Origin of the sequence: Burkholderia sp. LFS061 (genome assembly GCF_047978125.1) — a bacterium.
In the GTDB taxonomy this organism is placed as follows: domain Bacteria; phylum Pseudomonadota; class Gammaproteobacteria; order Burkholderiales; family Burkholderiaceae; genus Burkholderia; species Burkholderia pyrrocinia_C.
This window is the reverse complement of the sequence record NZ_JBFPFS010000004.1, coordinates 213,839-235,655: the sequence shown is the minus strand read 5'-3', so window position 1 is coordinate 235,655 and position 21,817 is coordinate 213,839. Positions and strand designations below refer to the sequence as shown.

Annotated in this window: 21 protein-coding genes; 11 read left to right on the top strand and 10 right to left on the bottom strand. The window is 69.1% G+C overall.

Annotated elements, in window-relative coordinates; translation table 11 throughout:
• Nucleotides 1-23: 23 nt before the first annotated feature.
• Nucleotides 24-1,460 carry a DUF1254 domain-containing protein gene (locus ACNQQL_RS05545; protein ID WP_347063484.1) on the bottom strand — a complete coding sequence of 479 codons (1,437 nt, stop codon included), beginning with the start codon at nucleotides 1,458-1,460 and terminating at the stop codon, nucleotides 24-26.
• Between the two features lie 300 nt (nucleotides 1,461-1,760).
• On the opposite strand from ACNQQL_RS05545, the gene ACNQQL_RS05540 reads away from it, so the two are divergent.
• From ACNQQL_RS05540 to ACNQQL_RS05530, 3 genes are all read left to right on the top strand, one after another.
• A complete protein-coding gene (locus ACNQQL_RS05540; RefSeq protein WP_347063483.1) occupies nucleotides 1,761-2,039 on the top strand; it encodes a toxin HicA in 279 nt (92 codons plus the stop codon).
• On the top strand, nucleotides 2,036-2,359 hold the full coding sequence (locus ACNQQL_RS05535) for a type II toxin-antitoxin system HicB family antitoxin (protein ID WP_072440106.1): 324 nt from the start codon (nucleotides 2,036-2,038) through the stop codon (nucleotides 2,357-2,359). The genes ACNQQL_RS05540 and ACNQQL_RS05535 overlap by 4 nt, the downstream gene beginning before the upstream one ends.
• 183 nt (nucleotides 2,360-2,542) lie before the next feature.
• Complete coding sequence (locus ACNQQL_RS05530; RefSeq protein WP_347063482.1) at nucleotides 2,543-5,380, top strand: heavy metal translocating P-type ATPase; 2,838 nt, start codon at nucleotides 2,543-2,545, stop codon at nucleotides 5,378-5,380.
• A gap of 126 nt (nucleotides 5,381-5,506) precedes the next feature.
• On the opposite strand, the gene ACNQQL_RS05525 is transcribed toward ACNQQL_RS05530, so the two are convergent.
• The 4 genes from ACNQQL_RS05525 to ACNQQL_RS05510 all read right to left on the bottom strand — a co-directional run bounded on the left by ACNQQL_RS05525 (nucleotide 5,507) and on the right by ACNQQL_RS05510 (nucleotide 8,691).
• Entirely contained in the window at nucleotides 5,507-5,986 is a 480-nt protein-coding gene (locus tag ACNQQL_RS05525; protein ID WP_347063481.1) for a GNAT family N-acetyltransferase, read from the bottom strand.
• 167 nt (nucleotides 5,987-6,153) lie between these two features.
• Nucleotides 6,154-6,309, bottom strand: coding sequence for a hypothetical protein (locus ACNQQL_RS05520; RefSeq protein ID WP_347063480.1), 156 nt, complete (start codon nucleotides 6,307-6,309; stop codon nucleotides 6,154-6,156).
• A gap of 175 nt (nucleotides 6,310-6,484) precedes the next feature.
• Nucleotides 6,485-7,900: a flagellar hook-length control protein FliK gene (locus tag ACNQQL_RS05515; RefSeq protein ID WP_347063479.1), complete on the bottom strand. Its 1,416-nt coding sequence runs from the start codon at nucleotides 7,898-7,900 to the stop codon at nucleotides 6,485-6,487.
• Between the two features lie 92 nt (nucleotides 7,901-7,992).
• Nucleotides 7,993-8,691, bottom strand: a complete 699-nt coding sequence (locus ACNQQL_RS05510) for an MgtC/SapB family protein (RefSeq protein WP_347063478.1) — start codon at nucleotides 8,689-8,691, stop codon at nucleotides 7,993-7,995.
• Between the two features lie 111 nt (nucleotides 8,692-8,802).
• On the opposite strand from ACNQQL_RS05510, the gene ACNQQL_RS05505 reads away from it, so the two are divergent.
• Nucleotides 8,803-9,912, top strand: coding sequence for an AGE family epimerase/isomerase (locus ACNQQL_RS05505; protein ID WP_347063477.1), 1,110 nt, complete (start codon nucleotides 8,803-8,805; stop codon nucleotides 9,910-9,912).
• Here the strand turns inward: ACNQQL_RS05505 and ACNQQL_RS05500 are convergent.
• Nucleotides 9,885-11,504: a methyl-accepting chemotaxis protein gene (locus tag ACNQQL_RS05500; protein ID WP_347063476.1), complete on the bottom strand. Its 1,620-nt coding sequence runs from the start codon at nucleotides 11,502-11,504 to the stop codon at nucleotides 9,885-9,887. The genes ACNQQL_RS05505 and ACNQQL_RS05500 overlap by 28 nt on opposite strands.
• 305 nt (nucleotides 11,505-11,809) lie before the next feature.
• Here ACNQQL_RS05500 and ACNQQL_RS05495 point away from each other — a divergent pair, with 305 nt between their 5' ends.
• Complete coding sequence (locus ACNQQL_RS05495; protein WP_347063475.1) at nucleotides 11,810-12,253, top strand: PaaI family thioesterase; 444 nt, start codon at nucleotides 11,810-11,812, stop codon at nucleotides 12,251-12,253.
• A gap of 63 nt (nucleotides 12,254-12,316) precedes the next feature.
• Here the strand turns inward: ACNQQL_RS05495 and ACNQQL_RS05490 are convergent, their stop codons facing one another.
• The 4 genes from ACNQQL_RS05490 to ACNQQL_RS05475 all read right to left on the bottom strand — a co-directional run bounded on the left by ACNQQL_RS05490 (nucleotide 12,317) and on the right by ACNQQL_RS05475 (nucleotide 14,972).
• Nucleotides 12,317-12,598 carry a type II toxin-antitoxin system RelE/ParE family toxin gene (locus ACNQQL_RS05490; protein ID WP_347063474.1) on the bottom strand — a complete coding sequence of 94 codons (282 nt, stop codon included), beginning with the start codon at nucleotides 12,596-12,598 and terminating at the stop codon, nucleotides 12,317-12,319.
• Nucleotides 12,588-12,836 carry a type II toxin-antitoxin system Phd/YefM family antitoxin gene (locus ACNQQL_RS05485; RefSeq protein ID WP_006752775.1) on the bottom strand — a complete coding sequence of 83 codons (249 nt, stop codon included), beginning with the start codon at nucleotides 12,834-12,836 and terminating at the stop codon, nucleotides 12,588-12,590. The genes ACNQQL_RS05490 and ACNQQL_RS05485 overlap by 11 nt, the downstream gene beginning before the upstream one ends.
• A 118-nt stretch (nucleotides 12,837-12,954) precedes the next feature.
• Nucleotides 12,955-14,007, bottom strand: a complete 1,053-nt coding sequence (locus tag ACNQQL_RS05480) for a CaiB/BaiF CoA-transferase family protein (RefSeq protein ID WP_347063473.1) — start codon at nucleotides 14,005-14,007, stop codon at nucleotides 12,955-12,957.
• A gap of 200 nt (nucleotides 14,008-14,207) precedes the next feature.
• Nucleotides 14,208-14,972, bottom strand: a complete 765-nt coding sequence (locus tag ACNQQL_RS05475; protein WP_072440093.1) for an IclR family transcriptional regulator — start codon at nucleotides 14,970-14,972, stop codon at nucleotides 14,208-14,210.
• Between the two features lie 135 nt (nucleotides 14,973-15,107).
• Here ACNQQL_RS05475 and ACNQQL_RS05470 point away from each other — a divergent pair, with 135 nt between their 5' ends.
• The 6 genes from ACNQQL_RS05470 to ACNQQL_RS05445 all read left to right on the top strand — a co-directional run bounded on the left by ACNQQL_RS05470 (nucleotide 15,108) and on the right by ACNQQL_RS05445 (nucleotide 21,657).
• Nucleotides 15,108-15,890, top strand: a complete 783-nt coding sequence (locus tag ACNQQL_RS05470) for a crotonase/enoyl-CoA hydratase family protein (protein WP_347063472.1) — start codon at nucleotides 15,108-15,110, stop codon at nucleotides 15,888-15,890.
• Between the two features lie 82 nt (nucleotides 15,891-15,972).
• Entirely contained in the window at nucleotides 15,973-17,193 is a 1,221-nt protein-coding gene (locus tag ACNQQL_RS05465; RefSeq protein WP_347063471.1) for a CoA transferase, read from the top strand.
• Complete coding sequence (locus tag ACNQQL_RS05460; RefSeq protein WP_347063470.1) at nucleotides 17,190-17,990, top strand: enoyl-CoA hydratase/isomerase family protein; 801 nt, start codon at nucleotides 17,190-17,192, stop codon at nucleotides 17,988-17,990. Before ACNQQL_RS05465 ends, ACNQQL_RS05460 begins: the two co-directional genes overlap by 4 nt.
• Nucleotides 17,991-18,079: 89 nt before the next feature.
• Nucleotides 18,080-19,132, top strand: a complete 1,053-nt coding sequence (locus ACNQQL_RS05455; RefSeq protein WP_347063469.1) for a porin — start codon at nucleotides 18,080-18,082, stop codon at nucleotides 19,130-19,132.
• A gap of 10 nt (nucleotides 19,133-19,142) precedes the next feature.
• Nucleotides 19,143-20,465, top strand: coding sequence for an MFS transporter (locus ACNQQL_RS05450; protein WP_347063468.1), 1,323 nt, complete (start codon nucleotides 19,143-19,145; stop codon nucleotides 20,463-20,465).
• Nucleotides 20,466-20,502: 37 nt separating this feature from the next.
• Complete coding sequence (locus ACNQQL_RS05445; protein WP_204422083.1) at nucleotides 20,503-21,657, top strand: acyl-CoA dehydrogenase family protein; 1,155 nt, start codon at nucleotides 20,503-20,505, stop codon at nucleotides 21,655-21,657.
• Nucleotides 21,658-21,817 lie beyond the last annotated feature (160 nt).

Here is a 21,817-nt window from a genome sequence, read left to right as displayed (position 1 = left end):
GGACAACGGCGCCGCTCAACCGTTCATTTCCGGACGACGACGGGCGGCATCCACGAGCCGTCGCTTGCCTGCGGCTTCGGCGCGTACAGGCGCAACGCGAGCGCGAAATCGGTGCGCGGCGCCGGCAGCCAGTTGCCCGCATACGCGCCGCCCGGCGACGCCGACACGACGATGTCGATCGAGCCGTCATGGTTGCGGCGCAGCCGGTCGCGATCGCCGAGCGAGCGGCGCGCCGCGCCGAGGTCGGGCAGCGCGCCGTTCGTCGTGTAGGGCGTGAGCGTCCAGAACGCGCGCGCCGGCGGCAGCGCGCCCGGCGCGAAATGCAGCACGTAGCGGTTCGCGCCGTTCAGCGCATGGCCGTCGCTGTCCACGCGGACGATCGCGAGCGTTTCGTCGTCGCGCGTCGCGGTGCCGAACTGCGTGTAGGCCGCGTATGCGCGCAGCGCGTAATCCTGGCCGTACTTGCCGGCCGTGTCGCCGATCCAGCTCCAGCCGTTCGCGTTCAGCAGGTTCGACGGCGGCGTCGCGAGCCGCGCGCGCGCCTCGGCGACACCCGCCGTCGCGGCCGCGAGGCGGTCGCCCGTCCACAGCACCGGGTAGCCGGCCGACACGCCGATGTCGCCGAGCAATTCCTGCGCGTGCGCGTCGTCGGCCGGCGGCGGGTTGTCCTGCAGCGCCTGCGCGAAGCGCGCGAAGAACGCCTTCGGGTCGAGCGCGGCCACCTGCTCGGCCGGCGTGCCGCCGCCCACCGCTTCGGACGGCGCGCTGCCCGCATGGACCGCGACCGACGCGCCGCGCGCGGCGCCTGTGTAAACGGACAGCGGCACCACGCGGATCGCGCGCTGCAGCTTCTTCACGTTCGTGAGATCGCGCCCGCCGCTCGTCTGCAGCCGCACTTCGAGCCACGCATTGCCCGACGGCACGTCGACGCGCCGCACGCCCTTCGGCAGCGTGCCCTGCCAGTCCTTCGCGGCAAAGGCAATCGTTTGCGATCGTGCGCCGCCGCGGGCCCCGCGTACCGGCACGCTCGACGACGACCACAGCACGTTCGTCCACATGTCGAGCGCGCGCGCGTCCCAGTAGCGGCCGCGCGTGTCGGGCAGCGTGACGATCACGGGTTCGGCGGCGACGTCGAGCCAGCCGGTCGAGTCGAGCGTGTCGACGCCCGGCAGCGGCGGATTGACCGCGCCGACCGGCGGCAACGCCTGCGCGTGGCGCAGCGTGTTGAGCGGCGCCTGCCCCGGCTGCGCGCCGTCGCCGCCCGTCGCCGCTTCCTTCGCGACGTCCATCAGCACGAGCGGATACGCATAGACATAGGAGTCGGCGACTTCCGCACGCATCCAGCCGGTTTTCCGCTGGATCGCATCGGGTTGCGACGCGCATCCCGCAAGCAACGCCGCCATGACCAGCGACGCGCACACGCGCCGCGGAGAAACGGATTCTCGTAGGTTTTCAATCATCGATTACTGGCCGAATATCGTTCTTTTCAGTCAACGCCTTGTTCGACTCGCGAACGGCGAACGCAAGGCACGTCAGCTTGCCCGCATGACCGTCTCGCTACGGTGGGCGCTGGTATCAGGCCGGTATCATAGCGCCTAAGGGCATCCCCCAATATGCCGAATAGAGGACAAAACGGTAGTCGGACTGTCGACGAATTCGAAACATTTCGCGGGATTCGCCCAAAAACGGAGGTATCGAAGCGACGCCGACACGTGCTGGAACGATCCCGAGGCAGAGCGGCCCGCGGTCCGGATTGACAAATGGTGTCACTATTGACACCATTTGCTATGGCAAGCGAATGGAAGATCCTCGAACAAATGAGGCGTGAGCCCGCGAATGTGCGATTCAACGATCTGTTCAAGGTCTGCGAGGCACACTTCGGAGCGGCCCGCCAATCCGGTACAAGCCATGCCATTTTCAAGACACCGCGGCAAGGCGATCCACGAGTGAATATCCAGAATGATCGCGGGAAAGCGAAGGCGTATCAGGTGCGGCAGGTTCTCGACGCGATCGATCGACTGAAGGAACAGAAATCATGACCCAAGACCACTTTACGTACCGCGTAACGTGGTCCCCGGAGGACGGGGAGCACGTCGGCCTCTGCGCGGAGTTCCCGTCTCTTTCATGGCTCGATGAAACGCCGGAAGGCGCGCTGGCCGGCATTCGCCGGCTCGTCGCCGAGGTCGTGCGCGACATGACCGCGAACGGGGAGAAGGTGCCCGAGCCGATCGCCGACCGAACCTACAGCGGTGAATTCAAAGTTCGCATCCCTCCGCAGGCGCATCGCGCGCTGGTGATCCAGGCCGCCGAACAAGGCGTCAGCCTGAATCGTCTCGCGAGCGCCAAGCTCTGCGCGTGACCGCGCAATCGAGCGCAAAGGCATGACCCGTCCGGCTGCCCGCCTGGAAGTCGGGCGTCGGCTTTTTCCGGGCCGGAACAACCGGTGTGCATCGACAGCGTCGCCATCCCTTGACCTTCCCATCATGGGAATGTTGATACTGGAATCATTCGCGGCACGAACCGCGCTTTTGGGGAATCCGACATGACTGAACCACTTGCCTCCGCCGCGCTGCAAACGATCGAACTGAGCGTCGACGGCATGCACTGCGGCGGCTGCACGGGCCGCGTGCAGCGCGCGCTGGCCGCCGTGCCGGGCGTTGTCGATGCGGCGGTCGATCTCGACGCGCATACGGCGACGGTGATCGCGCAGGAATCGGTCGAACCCGGCCGGCTCGTCGACGCGGTCGGTGAGGCCGGCTATCGCGCGGCCGTGCGTGAAGCGGTGCGTGAAGCGGCGGTCGAAGCCGTCGCGACCGCGCCTGCGGCGCATGCGCTGCGCGACGAAACGCCGCCGGTAACGGCGGCGCTTCCTGAAGCCGCGGCCACGATCGAACTCGATATCGACGGGATGACCTGCGCGTCATGCGTGTCGCGCGTCGAGAAGGCACTGGCGAAGGTGTCCGGCGTTACACGCGCGTCGGTCAACCTGGCGACCGAGCGCGCCACGGTCGACGCCGCGGCCGACGTTTCCGCCGCGCGGCTCGTCGAAGCCGTCAAACAGGCCGGCTATGGTGCGACGCCGGTCGACGGCGCCGCCGCCATCGCCGTCCGGCCGGCAGAATCCGCCGCCGCCGCCGATCTCGAACTCGACATCGGCGGCATGACCTGCGCATCCTGCGCCGGCCGCGTCGAAAAGGCGCTGGCCGCCGTGCCGGGCGTCGCACGCGCATCGGTCAACCTTGCAACCGAGCGCGCGTCGGTACACGGCACCGGCGCACTCGACACCGCCACGCTGATCGCGGCGGTCACGACGGCCGGCTACCGCGCATCGCTCGCCGCCGCGCCGTCAGCCGGTGCAACGTCCGGCGCAGACGCGCAATCGGCCAGCCCCGCGCAGGATCCCGACGCCCGCAAGCGCCGCGAGGCGGTTCGCGAACGCAACCTGGTGATCTGGTCGGCGGTGCTGAGCGCGCCGCTCGTCGCGCCGATGCTCGTCGCGCCGTTCGGCATCGACCTGATGCTGCCCGGCTGGCTCCAGCTCGCGCTCGCGTCGATCGTGCAGTTCGGCTTCGGCGCGCGCTTCTACCGCGCGGCCTGGCATGCGGTGAAGGCACGCGCCGGCAACATGGACCTGCTCGTCGCGCTCGGCACGTCGGCCGCGTACGGGCTGAGCCTGTGGATGCTGCTGCGCGATCCCGCACATCCCGGCCACCTGTATTTCGAGGCGTCGGCCGTCATCGTCACGCTCGTGCGCTTCGGCAAATGGCTCGAATCGCGCGCGAAGCGCCAGACCACGGAGGCGATCCGCGCACTGAACGCGCTGCGTCCCGATCGGGCGCGCGTCGTCGAGCACGGCGTCGAGCGCGACGTGCCGCTGTCGCAAGTGCGCGTCGGCACGAACGTCAGCATCCGCCCCGGCGAACGCGTGCCGGTCGACGGCCGGATCGTGACGGGCCGCTCGCATATCGACGAATCGCTGATCACCGGCGAAAGCCTGCCGGTGCCGAAGGACGACGGCGACGCCGTCACGGCCGGCTCGATCAACGGCGAAGGCGCGCTCGTCGTCGAAACCACCGCGATCGGCGCGGAAACGACGCTCGCGCGCATCATCCGCCTCGTCGAATCCGCGCAGGCCGAGAAGGCGCCGATCCAGCGGCTCGTCGATCGTGTCAGCGAAGTGTTCGTACCGGCGATCCTCGGCATTGCGCTGCTGACGCTGGTCGGCTGGCTGATCGCCGGCGCCGGGACGGAAACCGCGGTCCTCAACGCGGTCGCGGTGCTCGTCATCGCGTGCCCGTGCGCGCTCGGCCTCGCGACGCCCGCCGCGATCATGGCCGGCACGGGCGTCGCGGCCCGGCACGGCGTGCTGATCAAGGACGCGCAGGCGCTCGAACTCGCGCAGCGCGCCACCGTGATCGCGTTCGACAAGACCGGCACGCTGACTGAAGGCAAGCCGTCCGTGACGGCATTCGAAGCTGTCGGCATGCCGCGCAACGAAGCGCTCGCGCTCGCGGCGGCGGTGCAGCGCCAGAGCGACCATCCGCTCGCTCGCGCCGTGGTCGCCGCGCACGATGCGGACGTGTCCGCGCGCGATGCTGCAGCGCCGTCGGCCGTCGCAACCGATGCGCGCGCGGTGGCCGGACGCGGCGTGGAAGCACGCGTCGGCGGACAGTTGCTCGCGCTCGGCAGCACGCGCTGGCGAGACGAGCTCGGCCTGGCAGTGCCGCCGGCGCTCGACGCTCGCGCGGCCGAACTCGAACGCGCGGGCAACACGATCTCGTGGCTGATGCGCGCCGATGCGCCGCGCGCGCTGCTCGCGCTGATCGCGTTCGGCGACACCGTGAAACCGGGCGCCCGCGACGCGATCGCGGCGCTGTCGGCGCGCGGCGTCGCGAGCGTGCTCGTGACGGGCGACAACCGCGGCAGCGCGGCGGCCGTCGCGGCGGCGCTCGGCATCGGCGAAGTGCATGCGCAGGTGCTGCCCAACGACAAGGCGCGCGTCGTCGCCGAACTGAAGCGCACGCACGGCGGGATCGTCGCGATGGTCGGTGACGGGATCAACGATGCACCCGCGCTCGCCGCGGCCGATGTCGGCATCGCGATGGCGACCGGCACGGACGTCGCGATGCACACGGCCGGCATCACGCTGATGCGCGGCGATCCGGCGCTCGTCGCCGACGCGATCGACATCTCCAAACGCACGTACCGGAAGATCCAGCAGAACCTGTTCTGGGCGTTCGTCTACAACCTGGTCGGCGTGCCGCTCGCGGCGCTCGGCTTGCTGAATCCGGTGATCGCGGGCGCGGCGATGGCGTTTTCCAGCGTCAGCGTCGTGACCAACGCGCTGCTGCTGCGGAGATGGAAAGGGCGGGCGCGCTGAGGCGTGCCGGTGACGCTGGCCGGACGGGCGTTCGGCGAACAGGAAGGATCGGGAGGGTGGTTTGCGTCGGCCGTCAGCGGTGTGTGAAATCGGTCGCACGTGACGACGCAGCGCCCGCCAGCGGATTCAGCCCGGGATGACCGGCTTGATCAACGTCGTCGTGATCGGCACGAAGCCGCGCGCACGATACAGCGCGCGGGCCGCCGTGTTGTGATTGAACACCGACAGCCCGATCTCGGTGATGCCGTACCGGCGCGCCTCGGCGTCGAGCGCATCGAGCGCGCGCGTGGCCCAGCCCTGGCGGCGCCGGGACGCGACGATGTCGAGGTCGTAGATGAACAGCGTGCGGTTCGGCCCTTCGGGCACGATCGCGTACCAGAGGTCGCCCACCGCGTCGCCGCTGGCGCCGTCGATGAGCACGACGAGTGTCTGGCCGGATGTCCGCAGGCCGTCCGGCAGCAGCATGTCGAAACAGGCGCGCGCACGATCGGCCGCGTCTTCGACAGCATTCTGTCCGGATGAAACGAGATCGCGCGCGTAGCCGTCGATGGCTCGCGTGCGGTACGCGTGGAATTCGCCGGCCGTCATCGGCCGCATCTGCAGCATGGCCCGGTCGCCGTGAAGGGAATCGGACTTCCAGTGTAGCGGGACGGTCGCGCCGGCGCGCGGGGCAGCGGCGGAAAACAAGCGGGCAGGTGTAGCGGGCGCCGTGCCGAATCAGCGAATCAGCGAATCAGCGAATCAGCGAATCAGCGAATCAGCGAATCAGCGAATCAGCGACGATACAGGACGATCGGCACGAGATGCGCACGACGCACGCGCTCGGCTTCGGCACGACGCGCAGCGTACGAGTAATCGGCGTCGAGCGGCAGGTGCGGCGACACGAACAGGTCGTCGATTTTTTCCAGCAGGGCAAGGATGAAGCTCATGTGAGACTCCTGACAGTTGCGTCTAGGGTTTTCCCTTAGACGGGCTCCATTCTAAGGGTTTTCCCTGAATTCTGCCAGTACACCGCATCAGTTTGCCGCACGCGCGCCGCCGCCGATCCCAGGCGCGGAACCGCGATCCTTGCCCCGTCGGGCTTCCATGATAGGGTCGGAACGATCAGCGCGTGCGACGGGCACGCTTCGCGACGGCCGCGTCGCGGTTCGCATTGCGCTGAAGCCGGTCGACCTGCGACAGGAGTGCTTCGTGGTGCTCCTCGAGCGTCATCAGCGTCGCCTGCTGCGTCGACAGGTCGGCCGCCAGGCGATCGATCCGCTGCTGCCTGGCGGCCGCGTCCTGCTTCAGGTGCGCGATCTGCCGCGTTTGCAGCATCAGCGCGACGAGCCCCGCCAGCACGACGACGGCAAGCGCCAGCAACAGGCGGTTGACGCGGCGCATCTCGCGATCGGCCGCGCGCGTCAACCCGTCCATATCGGCCTGCAGCGCGGCAAATCGGTCAGTCAGCGGGCGCAGGTGCGTATCCGGATCGAAGGCCGGCGCGACCGGCTGCGTGCGTTCCGACGACGGCTTCGTCACGAAGGATGCGGCGGAAGCGACAGGCTGCGTGACCGGCGACGGCGAGGTGTTGGTCGGGGCAGCGTCACGGGTGTTCGCGGTGTTCGCGGTGTTCGCGGTGTTCGCGGTGTTCGCGGTGTTCGCCGGCTCGACCGGTTGCGCCGGCGTCTGCGGCTCGACCGTCGAAACGGCGTCCGCCCCCGGGTTCGATCCGGTCGCGTCCGGCGCCTTGCCGACGCTCGTCGCAACCGGCGCGGATTGCACCGACGTCGCGTCGCTTGCGCCGGCAGTCGCCCGGCGTTTGCCGCCCGACGACGAGCGGCGCTCCTTCACTACCTCACCGGAAGAGCGCCCTTCGCGGGATTTGACGGTCGCGACGCCGACCGCCGCTTCGATAGCAGCTTTCGCAACTTCGTCATCAGCCGCTTGTCGATCGGCCATCTTCGCCACAGCGCCATTTGCCGCTTGCGGCTCGGCTACCGCCACCGTGCCGCCATCGGCCTCACGCACATCGGCTGCCTTCGCTGCAACGCCATCGGCCGCAAGTACCTCGACCGCCTTCATCGCAACGCCATCAGCCGCAGTCACACCGTCCGCTTTCACAGCATCGCCGCCTTCAGGCGCCGAAACACCGTCAACCGCCAGCGCGACTTCCGGCTTCACAGCGCCTTCTGCGTCCGCATGCCCCGCCGCACTCGCGGCCTCCGGCGCGCTGAACCCATCCAGCGACGCCTGCCGCCCGGCGGCGGCATCGTCTGCGGCACCGGCCGCGGCTTCGGCTTCCGCAACCGCTTCGTCGCGTGCCGTGACCGGCACCCGCTCGCCCGGCTCGAGCACCGGGTCGCCAAACAGGTCGAGCGTCAGTTCGTCCCGCGACGCATCGCCGACCGGCGCGCTGCCCGGCCGCGACGTCGCCCTCGCGGACGTGCTGCTCGCGGCAGCCGCCGAGCGCTGGCGGGAACGGGCCGACGAACGATTGGAACGGGAACGGGAGCGAGGCGTGGAAACGGATTCGGTCATGGAGATCGGATTGCGGGGCCCGCGAGCGCGGAACCGGAAGTCGAACGGAATCGGTGGCCGGCCATTGTCGCACGCCCCGCAACCGATTCAGCCTATTCGTCACCCGACAACCCGTTCCCTTCTTCGAAGCGCGTGACACCCGGCAGCGCGCGCAGCTTGCCGCAGATCGCCTGGTATTCGAGTTCCGATACCCGCGCGAGCGCGATGCGCACTTCGTCGTGCTCGCCCGTGTCGTCGGCACGCTGCAAGATGAACTGCTTCACGCGCGCGCTGTCGGGGCCGAGCGCCGCGTGCAGCGAATCGAACGTCAGCGCGCCGCTCACGACCGTCAGCTCAAGCTGGCGCCGCTGGCGCACCGTGAAATAGCGCCGCTCCAGCGGCTTGATGCCGGCCAGGATGATCAGGATGATGATCGTCGCCGAAATCGACGCGACATAGAGCCCGCCGCCCACCGCGAGGCCGATCGCGGCGACCGACCACAGGCTCGCTGCCGTCGTCAGCCCGCGCACGATCTCGCCGCGCAGCAGGATCGAGCCCGCGCCGAGGAAGCCGATGCCCGACACGACCTGCGCGGCGATCCGCGACGGATCGAGCACGATGTGCTCGCTGCTGCCGAGCACGTCGGCGAATCCGAACGCCGACACGATCATGATCAGCGTCGAGCCGACGCACACGAGCATGTGCGTGCGCAGGCCGGCCGCCCACGACAGGCGCTCGCGCTCGAAGCCGATGACGCTGCCGAGCGCCGCCGCGAGAACGAGCCGCATCACGAGTTCCAGGTTGCTGAGCATCCGATTTATCTCCTTTTTTTGTGCCGGTCGCGCGGAATGTTTTATCCTTGGCCCCGGCCGCGCCGATCCGGGCCGCGCCGACACGTTCAGATCCAAGCGCTCAACCCCGTCATGTCCGTTTCCGACTCCGCTTCCGCCCAGGCCGCCCAGCTGCGCCACCATTTCGCGCACGTCGTCTTGCCGATCTGGCGGGGTTCCGGGTTCGACCACACGTTGCGGCTGCCGTTCGAGGCCGTCGATCCGGCCACCCACGCGCCGCTGCCCGTCACCCGTTATCGCGCAATGGCCTGCGCGCGGCAACTGTTCGTGTTCGCGCAGGCCGGCGACACAGCACACGCGGCCACGCTGTTCGACGCGCTGTGCAGCCGCTTCCGCGACGCGCGCCACGGCGGCTGGATCTACAGCGTCGACGCGCAGGGCGCGCCGCTCGATACGACCAAGGATCTCTATACGCACGCGTTCATCGTGTTCGCGTGCGCCGCATGGCATGCGGCGTCGGGCGACGCCGCCGCGCGCGCGGTGGCAGAAGAAACCGCCGCGCTGATCCAGGACCGCTTCGCACCGCGCCATGGCGACGCGCTGCTCGATGCGGCGCGCCACGCCGATTTCTCGTCATCCGGCAGCGGCGCGCTGCAGAATCCGCTGATGCATCTGACCGAAGCGTGGCTCGCGGCCGCCGACGCGTTCGGCGACGCGGCGTTCGACGATGCGCTCGTACGCACCGCGCGGGCCGTCGAGCGCACGTTCGTCGACGCGGCGACCGGCTGCGTCGACGAGCTGCCGCTCGGGGCGGCCGACAACCGTTTCGAGCCCGGCCATCAGTTCGAGTGGTTCTATCTGGTCGACGCGGCCGGCGCACGGCTCGCGCAGACCGGGCTCCCCGCGGCACTGTCGCGCGCTTTCACGTTCGCGGAGCAATACGGCGTCGATGCGCAGACGGGCGGCGTCTGCGCGGCGCTCGACGCACAAGGCGCGTGCATCGACGGCACGCAGCGGATCTGGGCGCAGACCGAGTACCTGCGCGCGCTCGCGACGCACGGCGGCACGCCGGCGTCCGCGCCGCTCGCGCAGCAGATCGGGCGCTTCGCCTCGCGCTTCCTGCATCCGCGCGGCTGGTTCGAGTGCAAGACGGCGGACGGGCAGGTGTCGCGCGCCGACATGCCGTCGACGACGCCCTACCATCTCGCGACCGCCTACGCGGCGCTGCCGGCCGGTTCGTAACCCGCGTCGGCAAACGACGGCGCCACGCGTTCGCCGCGTGCGGCGCGCGCATCGCCGAGTTCGAACACCGACACCGCCTGCATCAGGTGCGCGGTCTGGTCGTTCAGCGACGCGGCCGCCGCCGCGACTTGCTCCACCAGCGCCGCGTTCTGCTGCGTCAGCTGATCCATCTGCGTGACGGCCTGGTTCACCTGCTCGATCCCGACGCTCTGCTCGACCGACGCGGCCGTGATCTCGGACATCGTCTGCACGACGCGCGTGATCGATGCCGACACCGTCCGCATCGCATCGCCGGCGCGCTCGACGAGTTCCGCGCCGCCGTTGATCTGTGCGACCGAATCCTCGATCAGCGCCTTGATCTCCTTCGCCGATTGCGCGCTGCGCTGCGCGAGCGAGCGCACTTCGCCCGCGACGACCGCGAAGCCGCGCCCCTGTTCGCCGGCCCGCGCGGCCTCGACCGCCGCGTTCAGCGCGAGGATGTTGGTCTGGAACGCGATGCCGTCGATTACCGAGATGATTTCCGCGATCCGCCCCGAGCTCTGCGCGATGCCGCGCATCCGGTCGATCACGCTGTCGACCACGCCGCCGCCGTGGCTCGTCGCTTCGAGCGCCGCGTCGGCCAGCGCGCTGGCCGCGCGTGCGCTGTCGGTGTTCTGCCGGACGGTCGCGGTCAATTCCTCCATGCTCGCGGCCGTTTCCTCGAGCGATGCGGCCTGCGTGCCCGTGCGCGCCGACAGGTCGGCGTTGCCGCCCGCGATCTCGCCCGCGCCGAGGTGGATCGCATCGGACGCGTGGCGCACCGTACGCACGGTGCCCGCGATGCTCGTCTGCATCGCGGCGAGGCCGCGCAGCATCCGGTCGATCTCGAACACGCCGCCCGCCCGCACGGCTTCGTCGAGCCGGCCCTGCGCGATCCGCTCGAAATGGCGGCTGGCCTCGTCCAGCGGCGCGACGACCGCGCGCCGCGCGGCTGCGTAGATCGCCGCGCTCGCCGCGAGCATCGCCACCAGCAGCGCGATGCCGACCGACTTGAACCAGAGCATGCCGCCGTCGATCGTGTCGAGCGCCGTGCGGCTCGATGCGCTGCCGTATTCGGCGAAGCGATGCAGTTCGGCGATGTAGGCATCCTGGATGCCTTGCGTCGGCTGGTCGAGGAAGGCCTGGATGTTGTCGGCGTCGAGGAACTGCACGAGTTCGCCAAGCGCGCCGCGCAGCGCGCGATAGCGCTCGGCGAGCGCCGCGACGCGCGTGCGGTTCGTGTCGTCGACCGGCTGCGCGGCCGTCAGCGCGGCGAACGCCTTGTCCGCGTCGGCAAGCGAAGCGCCGGCATGGCGGATGATGTCCTCCGGCTTCGGGCCGCCGCGCACCATCCGCGTGCCGGCGCGCGACAGGTTGATGCGCGCGTCGAGCAGGTGCTCGGTCGCCTGGTTGGCCGCGTTGACCTGCGCGATCGCGACGTTCGACAGATCGTCGACGCCGCTGCGCGTCGACGCGAGCGCCCGGAAGCCGAGCGCTTCGATCGCGAACAGGAAGAGGCAAAACACGGTCAACACGCCGAGCAGACCCGACGCGAGCTTGATTTTTCCGAACATGGGGAGATTCCTGGAGAGCGGACGATGAGGCAATGCCCCGGCATTAGCGGCATTTCTTCGTCGGACTTTAGGAGCAGCCGTTCAGGTGCAGCCGGCGAGGTGCGGGCAGCAACACGGGCCCGTGACGTGCGTCGCTCGCGCATTCCCGCCGAATCGCCCGCAAACAAGGACAACTCCCGCGTTCGACGCAATAATCGCATCGCATCGCGCCGGAAATTGCAGGAAACGCGGACGAATTTCCTTGCTTATCCGCTGCCCCCTTCCTAGAGTTCAGCGCAAGCGGGCACTCATTTCGAGGAAAGCCGATGACCGACATCACGGACCACGCGCGCGGCGCATTGCGTGCGCAACCGTTCAGCATGCTGCTGGGTACGGAGCTGATGCATATCGGCGACAACGAGGTGTCGCTGTGCCTGCACGTGCGCGATGAACTGCGGCAGCAGCACGGTTTCGTGCACGGCGGCGTCATCAGCTATCTCGCCGACAACGCGCTGACGTTCGCCGGCGCGCTCGTGCTCGGCCCGCGCGTGATCACGGCCGAATACAAGATCAACTACCTGCGGCCGGCCGTGAACGGCACGCTCGTCGCGCGCGCGAAGCTCGTCTACGCAGGCCGGCACCAGGCGACCTGCCAGTGTCATGTGTTCGTCATCGACGGCGATCACGAGCGGCTCGTCGCGATCGCGCAAGGTACGATCAATCGTGTCGGCGACGGCAAGATGCCGGATATGCCGGAGGAAACGGCCTGAGCGGTTGCCCGGCCCAAGGTCAATTAGAGAACGCCGAACACGCAACGCGTATCGCGTATCGCGCTAGCGTTTCATTGCGGCGAGATAGACCGCATCGCGCTCGCGACGCCCCACCGCGACGACCAGTACGACGACCTCCGCATCGCGCACTTCGTACACGAGACGATAGCCGACACTGCGCAGCTTGATCTTGTCGCGATCCGGATGACCGTGCAGCTTCGCCGAGGGAATGCGAGGATTCTCTAACCGTTCGGCGAGTCTGGCCTTGAACTGATCGCGAACGGTACGATCGAGCTTCTTCCACTCCTTCAACGCAGGTTCGAGAAAAGCGAGCTCAAAGGTCATTCAGCTTGACCTTGACGGTTTTCTCCTTGGCGCGCGAGTCAGCCAGCGCGTTGTCTTCGATATCTTCGAGACGTTCGACCATCGCCTCCCATGTCTTCGCCGGGATGCAATAGAACGCGGGCTCGTTGTGATTCAGGATCGCGACCGGGAAGCCCTCGCCCGCCGCAACGGTTCCCATCGGGTTCCGCTTCAGCTCCGAGACGCTCGCCGTCACGCTGGCCAGGATGGTGTGGGGCATGTCCGCTCCTTTTTCGATTGAATTTCCATTGCACTTTATTTGGCACCATATTTAGCACGATTCCAGGTGCCATACAGGCCATTCCGAATTCGCTCCCGAGCCGTAAAGTTCAGCACGCCTACTCGGCCCCACCACCCTTCAACGGCAGGAACCGCGGCGCCACGCGCGCCCGCACGTTGCCGTTCTCGTCGGTCCGATAGATCCCGCGCGCCGCGTTGTGCGGATGCAGCGCCGCGTCGGCCACGCTCAATACCGGCGCGAAACACGCGTCGGTGCCTTCAAGTAGCGCGCGCCAGTGCGCTGACGGCTGCTGCGCGAACACGTCGGCGAACCGCGCCTTCAACGCGGGCCAGTGCGCGCGGTCGTACTGCGACGCCGGATCGACGTCGGTCAGCCCGAGCCGTTCGATCAGCAGCGCATAGAACGGCGGCTCGAGCGCGCCGATCGTCACGCATTCGCCGTCCGCGCAGCGATACACGTCGTAGAACGGCGCGTCGTGGAAGAGGCTCGGCTGCGCGCCGTCGAGCTGCCCGTTCGCGCGTGCCCACAGCGCGAGCGAACCGAGCATCGACACGATGTCGACGATCGCGCCGTCGACCACGCGCCCCAGCCCCCCGCCGCGCACGTCGAACAGCGCGCAGACGATCCCGAACGCGAGCCCGAGCGCGCCGCCCGCATCGCCGACGACGGTCGGCGGCAACCCCGGCCGGCCGTCATTCGGTGCCGACAGCGACAGCAGCCCCGTCAGCGCGACATAGTTCAGGTCGTGCCCGGCCGCGGCCGCGAGCGGGCCGTGCTGGCCCCAGCCGGTCATCCGCCCGTACACGAGCTTCAGGTTGCGGCGTGCGCAATCTTCGGGCCCGAGGCCGAGCCGCTCCATCACGCCGGGCCGCAGCCCCTCGATCAGCGCGTCCGCCTGCGCGATCAGTTCGAGCGCGGCAGCGCGGCCGGTCGGCGCCTTCAGGTCGAGCTCGACGATCGTCTTGCCTTCGCGCAGCAGGTCGCCGTCGCGGGCCCGCAGCGCGTCCGGCGCGCTCGTGCGGCCGGACGGGCGCGCGATCAGCGTGATCCGCGCGCCCATCCCGGCGAGCATCCAGCCCGCGAGCGGGCCGGGGCCGAGACCTTCGAATTCGACGATGTGGATGCCGGCAAGCGGCGCGTTCAATGGCATTGCGACCTCGCTGAAATGCAACCGGGACAGGGGCAAGGAAACGCATCGATTCTATGCGAATGCGTGCGACGGGCGCGGCACGAACGATGACCGGGCCGATACCCGGGATCGACGTCCCGGCCGCATCGCCATCGCTCGCCGTCAGGCACCGGCACTTGCCCGATGCCACAACGCCCGGCGCGCGGGCCAGCCTCGCGCGGCTAGCCGGCCGCCTCGTCCGCGCGCTCGGCCAGCACCTCCCGCATCGCCCGCACGATCGCGTCGCGGTGCGCGTCGATCCGCTCGACAGGCCCGGCCACGCCCATCGCCAGCGGCAGGCCGTTCAAGCCGTCCGCGATCACCATCGAGATCATCGCGGCGCCCTGCGTCACCGTATGCGCTGAATACGAGTAGCCGTGCCGGCGCGCCTGTTCGACCTTGTCGAGCACGACATCCTCGTCGATCGTCCTGCCCGACTGCCCGAGCCGGCGGATGCTGCGCGCCACGAGCCGGCGGATCGTGTTGTCCGGCTGGATGCTCAGCAGCGCCCAGCCTAGGCTCGACATGCAGATCTCGCGGCGCGTGCCGATCGGCGCATAGAACTGGATCGGAATCCTATGGGAGCCCGCGATCGCGTCGATGTACTGCACATACAGATCGCTCTGCACCGCGATCACGACCGCCTCGTGCGTGCGGGCGGCCAGCCGCTTCGCGACGGCGTGCCAGTGCCGCCGGCTGCCTGCCGCCGAATCGACGAGCGCTTCGCCGAGATTGACGAGCCGCGCGGTGGGCGCATAGGCATGCGTCTCGTCGTCGTACGCGAGATAGCCGAGCGCTTTCATGCTGGTCAGCAACGCCGCAGCGCTCGACCCCGGATAGCCGCAGCGCGTGGCGATCTCCCGCACGCTCAGCGGCCGCTGCAATGTGCTGAAGAGTTCCAGCACCTCGAACACGCGCGCCGCGCTCTTGACCACGTTTCCGCTCATCCCGCCCTCTCCGCACGCAACCGGGACGGGCCTTCCACATACGTGGAACGGAATTTCCCGCCGCCAACCGTCGTGACGATACTAGGCTTCGGCCCGCGGCGTGAAGTCCCGCGGCACAGAACATACGGAGACATCATGGCAGCCTTTCTGATCCGTGAACGGCAGGGCCCGATCCTGACCGTCACGATGAACCGCCCCGAAACCCGCAACGCCATTTCGGATACCGATGCGATCGACGCGCTGACCGAATGCTGCGACGACGCGAACCGCGACGAATCGATCCGCGTGCTGATCCTGACCGGCGCCGGCGCGGCGTTTTCGTCGGGCGGCAACGTGAAGGCGATGCGCGCGTTCGTCGAATCGGACCCGCACGACCTCGCCGCGATCCGGACGAGCTATCGCCGCGGCATACAGCGCGTGGCGCAGGCGTTCCAGCAGCTCGAAGTGCCGGCCATTGCGGCGATCAACGGCCCGGCCATCGGCGCCGGCACCGATCTCGCGTGCATGTGCGACATCCGCATCGCCGCCGGCAGCGCACGCTTCGCCGAGAGCTTCATCACGCTCGGCCTCGTGCCGGGCGACGGCGGCGCGTGGTTCCTGCCGCAGATCGTCGGCGCCGCCGTCGCCGCGGAAATGTCGTTCACGGGCGACGCGCTGGACGCACAGGCGGCGCTGCGCTGCGGGCTCGTGTCGCGCGTCGTTCCCGACGGCGACCTCCTCGCGCACGCGCACGAACTGGCCGGCCGCATCGCCCGCCACTCGGGCACCGCGTTGCGCCTGACCAAGCGGCTGCTGCGCGAAGGCCGGCACGCGAGCCTCGACACGCTGCTCGACCTGTCGGCCTCGTACCAGGCGTTCGCGCACGCCACCCCCGAACATCGTGCGGCGGTGAACGCGCTGTTCGCCGCGCGCGGCTGAGCCGGCGACGCGTCGTCTGCCGTGCGGCCGGCGCATGCCGGCATGCCGGACCATCGAATTCCACATCGAAGGAAACATCGTCATGACCAGCAACAACGAAGGCGCACTCGCGGGCGTGCGCGTGGTGGACCTGAGCCGCGTCTATGCGGGGCCGTTCTGCGCACAGACGCTCGCCGACCACGGCGCGGACGTCATCAAGATCGAGCCGCCGCAGGGCGACGAGACGCGCGACTGGGGGCCCGCGATGCCGGGCGGCATCTCCAGCTACTACTGGGGGCTCAACCGCAACAAGCGCAATCTCGCGCTCGACCTGTCGCACCCCGACGGACGCGACGTGCTGTTCCGCCTGCTCGAGACGGCCGACGTGCTGGTCGACAACTTCAAGCAGGGCACGCTCGAACGCTGGGGCATCGGATACGAACACTGCCTGCGCGAACGCTTCCCGCGCCTCGTGCATTGTTCGATTTCCGGATACGGCACCGACGGCCCGCTCGCGCGGTTCCCTGGCTACGACGCCGTCGCGCAGGGGCTGGCCGGCTTTATGTCGATCAACGGCGAACCGGGCGGCATGCCGCTCAAGGTGCCGTTTCCGGTCGTCGATTTCGCGGCCGGCCTGAGCGCCGTGTCGAGCATCCTGCTCGCGCTGGTCGAACGGACGCGCTCCGGTCTCGGGCAACACGTCGACATCGACCTGTTCAGCACCGCACTGTCGATGCTGCACCCGGTCAGCACGAGCTGGATGGCGACCGGCGACGTTCCCGTCGCGACCGGCAATGTGTATGGCGCGATCGCTCCCTACGGCGTCTATCCGTGCAAGGACAAGCCGGTGGCGACGGGCGCCGGCAACAACCGCACGTTCGCGCGGCTCGTCGAAGCGCTCGGCGTGCCCGAGCTTGCGCGCGATCCGCGGTTCGCGACCAACGCGCAGCGCGTCGCGCATCGCGACGCGCTCGACACGCTGCTCGGGCAACTCACCGCCGAACTTCGCGCCGACGACGTCGTCGAGCGGCTGCTGCACGCCGGCGTCGCAACGGGGCCGGTGAACACCGTCGCCGATGCATTCGGCCATCCGCAGGCGGCGCGCAACGCGATGTTCGTCAATACCGAGGCGTACACCGGCGCGGGCATCCCGGCCAAACTCTCCCGCACACCCGGATCGATACGCCGGCCGCCCCGGCCGTTCGCCGCCGACACCGACGCGGTGCTCGGCGCGTTCGGCATCGATGCGGCCCGGCGCGACGCGCTGCGGCAGGCAGGCGTCATCCACGACGAACGCGCAGGCTCTGCCGGGAGCGCGTCATGAGCGCGCCGCACACGTTCTCTTCCCTGACCGGCGACGACGCCCCGTCGATCCTGCGCAACGACGACGACGGCATTGCGTGGCTGACGATCCATCGCCCGCACGTTGCCAATGCACTGTCCGCCGACGCGATCCGGCGCCTGTGCGACGAACTGGTCACGCTCGACGACAACCCCGCGATTCGCGCGATCGTGATCCGAGGCGCCGGCGAACGGGCCTTCAGCGCGGGCATCGATCTCGGCGATCCCGAGATGCGCGGGATGCGGCCGATGCGCGGGCTCGCACGCAACGTACACGAGCCGATCCTGGAGCTGTGCAAGCCGACCATCGCGGCCATCAACGGCTTCGCCGTCGGCGGCGGCTTTGAAATCGCGCTCGCGTGCGACTTGCGGATCGCCGCCGAGCACGCGTACTTCGCACTGCCTGAAGCGCGGGTCGGCATGGGCGCGAACTTCGCGAGCGTGCTGCTGCCGCGCATGCTGCCGCGCGCCGTCGCGATGGAACTGCTGTTCACGGGCCGCCGCTTCGACGCTGACGAAGCGCAGCGCGTCGGGTTGCTGAACCGCGTCGTACCCGGCGCCGCGCTCGACGACACCGTGCGCGAACTGGCGGAGGCGATCGCCACGAACGCGCCGCTCACGATCCGCCGCATCAAGGAAACCGCGACACGCAGCCAGGGCTTGCCGGTTGCCGCGGCGCTGCGGCTGGACGTCGGCCCCGACGTCTATGCGAGCGAGGACCGGATCGAAGGCGCCCGTGCGTTTCTCGAGAAGCGCAAGCCGGTGTTCAAGGGGCGCTGAGCCCGACGCGGCACGGTGGGCGATACGACGCGCGCAACCGCTCCCAGAACGCGGGCGCGCAAAAAAAGACATGGAACGGAGACATCTTCATGCAACGGAAAGCATTCCTGGTCGGCGCGTGCGTGCTGTGCGCGTCGCCGGCGCAAGCGTCGTCGGTCACGCTGTACGGGATCGTCGACAGCTACGTCGAATTCGATCGCATCGGCAGCCTATCGAGCGTGCGGCAGAGCGGCGGCGGATCGTCGACCAGCCGCATCGGGTTGACGGGCGTCGAGGATCTCGGCGGCGGCACGTCGACGAAGTTCGTGCTGGAAAGCGGCTTCACGCCGGCCGACGGATCGTTCCAGGGCGGCACGCTGTTCTACAGGCAGGCATACGTGTCGCTGCAGAACACCCGCTACGGCGACCTCCGGCTCGGCCGGCAATACACGCCTGCGTTCTACGTTGTGTACGACGGCGATCCGTTCGGACTCAACGAACGGCTGTCGCCGCTCGCGCTGCTCGCGACGTCGACGGATACGATCACGAGCAACACGACGCCGCCGATTCCGCGCTTCAACCAGGCGGCGTCGTATCTCAGCCCCGACTGGAACGGCCTGCGCGTGATGGCCACGTACGGCTTTCCGACAGCGAACGCGCTGTCCATGCAGGCCGGGCGCAACTATGGCGCCGGGCTTCAGTACCGGATCGGCGGGCTCTATCTCGGCGCGGGCTTCCAGGGCGACGTGTCGGCCGGCAACCTGTCGCCCGTCGTCTACCCGTCGACGACCCGCCATTACGTGTTCGCGGCCAACTACGCGTTCGCGCGCGTCAAGCTGTACGCCGCGTTTCTCTACGGCGTCAGCACGGCGCCGAACCTGCCCGCGTTCTCGACCGCGAGCGTCGGCGTATCGATCAACGTCGGCGCGCTCGATCGCGTGCTCGTATCGGTCGTGCGCCGCGACGTGAAAGGCTCGGCGAACGATGCGACCGCGCTCGGCGTCGGGTACGACCATCCGCTGTCGAAGCGGACTTCGCTCTACGCACGCTATCTCTACATGAAGAACGGCGGCGACGCGCGCAACACGGTCGTCGCCGGCCTGCAGCCGCAACCGGGCGGCACCGAGCAGGTGCTCGCGCTCGGCATCGTTCACCGCTTCTGACGGAGTGCCCATGACCCCGACCCTTTCCACCCACCCGGCCGCCGTCGACGATGGCGCGACGCGGGCGCTCTACCGCCGGATCTCGCGCCGGCTGCTGCCGTTCCTGATCCTCTGCTACACGCTGTCGTTCATCGACCGGATCAACATCGGCTTCGCGCACGCGCAGATGGCCGCCGAATTGCACTTTTCCGACGCCGTCTACGGGCTCGGTGCGGGCATCTTCTTCATCGGCTACATGGCGTTAGAGATTCCGAGCAACGCCTGGCTCGCGCGGATCGGCGCGCGCAAGACGATCGCACGAATCATGGTGCTGTGGGGGCTCGGCTCGGCCGCGACGATGTTCGTCACGACGCCCGCGCAGTTCTACGCGTGCCGGTTCCTGCTGGGCGTGTTCGAGGCCGGCTTCTTCCCCGGCATCCTGTTCTATCTCGGCGCGTGGTATCCGCCGCGGCAGCGCGCGAAGGCGTTCGCGCTCTTCATGACGGCGCTGTATCTCGCGGGGTTGATCGCCGGGCCCGTGTCGGGCGCAATCCTCACGCTCTTCGACGGTGCAGCCGGCCTGAGCGGCTGGCAATGGCTGTTCCTCGTGGAAGGGCTGCCGAGCTGTGCGATCGGCATCGTCGCGCTCCGGTTTCTCGACGACCGGCCGGACGACGCACGCTGGCTGTCGGACGCCGACAAGGCCGCACTGCGCGCCGCACACGCGCATGTCGAAGCCGGCACGCCGGATGCGGACGCGGCGCGGCCGCTGCTCGCGCACCGCGATTTCTGGCTGCTGTGCGCGGCCAATTTTGCGATCGCGGCCGCCGGCTACGCGCTCGTGTTCTGGATGCCCGTGATCCTGCATCGCGGCGGCCTGCACGGCGCGATGCAGATCGGCCTGCTGTCCGCGCTGCCCTACCTGTGCGGCATCGTCGGCATGCTCGGGATGGGCTGGCACACCGAGCGCCGGCGCGAATGGCGCGGGCACGGTGCATTCGCCATGCTCGCGTGTGCGGCGGCGCTCGCCGGGCTGGCGAGCGTCGACGGCACGCCGCACCTGATGATCGCGCTCTGCATCGCGGTCGCCACGCACGCCGCGGCGCTGCCCGCGTTCTGGGTGGTGCCGGGGCTCGCACTGCCCAAGCGCTCGATGGCGGTCGCGATCGCGGCGATCACGATGTCCGGCGCGATCGGCGGGTTCGCGAGCCCGTTCCTGATGGGCGTGCTCAACACGGTCACCGGATCGATGCGCGGCGGACTCTATTTCAACGCGGCACTGCTCGCGGCCGGCTGCGTGGCGCTGCTCGGCACGCTGCGCGCGCGGGCGGCGCCGCTTCCAGCCGCGCGCTGACCGCACCGGTTTCCTTCACTCACTCATCGATCCGCATATGAACTTCGAACTCGAACTCGAACACCGGATGATCAAGGACCTCGTCGCGCGCTTCGTGAACGACGAGCTCATTCCGCTCGAAGCCGCCGCGATGGCGCGGGAAGCCGATGGTCAGCGCTTCGCGCTGCTCGCCGACGAGCGCGCACGGCTCGACGAACGCTCGCGACAGCTCGGCCTGTGGGGGCTCGACGCGCCCCTCGACGCCGGCGGCTCGGACCTGTCGGCCGTCGCGATGGTCGGCGTGAACGAAGCGATCGGTACGACCGTGACGCCGTACGTGCTGCCGCCCGATTCGCCGAACCTGAGGATGCTGTGCGACTCGGCCGACGACGCGCAGCGCGCCCGCTATCTCGACCCTTATGCGCGCGGCGTCACGCGCTCCGCGATGGCCATCTCCGAACCGGGCGCCGGCTCGGACCCGGGCGCGCTGTCGACGACGGCCGAGCGCGACGGCGACGGCTGGGTGCTGAACGGGCGCAAGATCTGGATCAGCCACGCGAGCGAAGCCGACTGGACGATCGTGATGGCGCTGACGGACCGCAGCAAGGGCAAGCGCGGCGGCATCTCGGCCTTCATCGTCGAGCGCGATACGCCGGGCTTCATCATCGAACGCCGGATTCCGATGATCGGCGGGCTGTCCACCTACGAGATCGTGCTGGAAAACTGCCGCCTGCCCGCCACGCAACTGCTCGGCCGGGAAGGCGAAGGCTTCGTGCCGATGCAGGGGCGGCTGTCGAACCGGCGGCTGGAGATGGCGGCCTGGTGCATCGGCCGCGCCGAGCGCGCAGTCGCGCTGCTGTGCGAATACGCGAAGCAGCGCACGACCTTCGGGGTGCCGCTCGCGGAGCGCCAGGCCGTTCAGTGGTGGGTGGCCGATGCGCTGACCCGCATCCACGCGTGCCGCCTGATGACCTACGAAGCAGCCGCGCGGGTGGATGCCGGGCAGGACGCGCGCACGCAGATCTCGATGGTCAAGGTGTTCGCGACCGAAATGGCGTGGACCGTCATCGATCACGCGATGCAGACGCTCGGCGCGATGGGCATGACGAAGGAACTGCCGTTGCAGCAGATGGCGAGCGAAGCGCGGCTGATGCGAATCTTCGAGGGCCCGAGCGAGGTGCACCGCTGGGTCGTCGCACGCAGCGTGCTGTAGGTATCCGCGCTGCGCGGGCCGCGCACGACGCATCACGACGACGATGTCGCACCGGTCGGCGCCGCCGCGGGAACTTGCGCGTCGACGGCAATGTCAGCCCACTGTCGTGCCGCACATGAAACGCGCCCGGCGGCACCGCCCGCCTGCTGCGGCATGCCGA

Coding starts and splice junctions, on each gene's coding strand:
- ACNQQL_RS05545 (WP_347063484.1), bottom strand. CDS start 1,460: ATGATTGAAAACCTACGAGAATCCGTTTCTCCGCGGCGCGTGTGCGCG.
- ACNQQL_RS05540 (WP_347063483.1), top strand. CDS start 1,761: ATGGTGTCACTATTGACACCATTTGCTATGGCAAGCGAATGGAAGATC.
- ACNQQL_RS05535 (WP_072440106.1), top strand. CDS start 2,036: ATGACCCAAGACCACTTTACGTACCGCGTAACGTGGTCCCCGGAGGAC.
- ACNQQL_RS05530 (WP_347063482.1), top strand. CDS start 2,543: ATGACTGAACCACTTGCCTCCGCCGCGCTGCAAACGATCGAACTGAGC.
- ACNQQL_RS05525 (WP_347063481.1), bottom strand. CDS start 5,986: ATGCTGCAGATGCGGCCGATGACGGCCGGCGAATTCCACGCGTACCGC.
- ACNQQL_RS05520 (WP_347063480.1), bottom strand. CDS start 6,309: ATGAGCTTCATCCTTGCCCTGCTGGAAAAAATCGACGACCTGTTCGTG.
- ACNQQL_RS05515 (WP_347063479.1), bottom strand. CDS start 7,900: ATGACCGAATCCGTTTCCACGCCTCGCTCCCGTTCCCGTTCCAATCGT.
- ACNQQL_RS05510 (WP_347063478.1), bottom strand. CDS start 8,691: ATGCTCAGCAACCTGGAACTCGTGATGCGGCTCGTTCTCGCGGCGGCG.
- ACNQQL_RS05505 (WP_347063477.1), top strand. CDS start 8,803: ATGTCCGTTTCCGACTCCGCTTCCGCCCAGGCCGCCCAGCTGCGCCAC.
- ACNQQL_RS05500 (WP_347063476.1), bottom strand. CDS start 11,504: ATGTTCGGAAAAATCAAGCTCGCGTCGGGTCTGCTCGGCGTGTTGACC.
- ACNQQL_RS05495 (WP_347063475.1), top strand. CDS start 11,810: ATGACCGACATCACGGACCACGCGCGCGGCGCATTGCGTGCGCAACCG.
- ACNQQL_RS05490 (WP_347063474.1), bottom strand. CDS start 12,598: ATGACCTTTGAGCTCGCTTTTCTCGAACCTGCGTTGAAGGAGTGGAAG.
- ACNQQL_RS05485 (WP_006752775.1), bottom strand. CDS start 12,836: ATGCCCCACACCATCCTGGCCAGCGTGACGGCGAGCGTCTCGGAGCTG.
- ACNQQL_RS05480 (WP_347063473.1), bottom strand. CDS start 14,007: ATGCCATTGAACGCGCCGCTTGCCGGCATCCACATCGTCGAATTCGAA.
- ACNQQL_RS05475 (WP_072440093.1), bottom strand. CDS start 14,972: ATGAGCGGAAACGTGGTCAAGAGCGCGGCGCGCGTGTTCGAGGTGCTG.
- ACNQQL_RS05470 (WP_347063472.1), top strand. CDS start 15,108: ATGGCAGCCTTTCTGATCCGTGAACGGCAGGGCCCGATCCTGACCGTC.
- ACNQQL_RS05465 (WP_347063471.1), top strand. CDS start 15,973: ATGACCAGCAACAACGAAGGCGCACTCGCGGGCGTGCGCGTGGTGGAC.
- ACNQQL_RS05460 (WP_347063470.1), top strand. CDS start 17,190: ATGAGCGCGCCGCACACGTTCTCTTCCCTGACCGGCGACGACGCCCCG.
- ACNQQL_RS05455 (WP_347063469.1), top strand. CDS start 18,080: ATGCAACGGAAAGCATTCCTGGTCGGCGCGTGCGTGCTGTGCGCGTCG.
- ACNQQL_RS05450 (WP_347063468.1), top strand. CDS start 19,143: ATGACCCCGACCCTTTCCACCCACCCGGCCGCCGTCGACGATGGCGCG.
- ACNQQL_RS05445 (WP_204422083.1), top strand. CDS start 20,503: ATGAACTTCGAACTCGAACTCGAACACCGGATGATCAAGGACCTCGTC.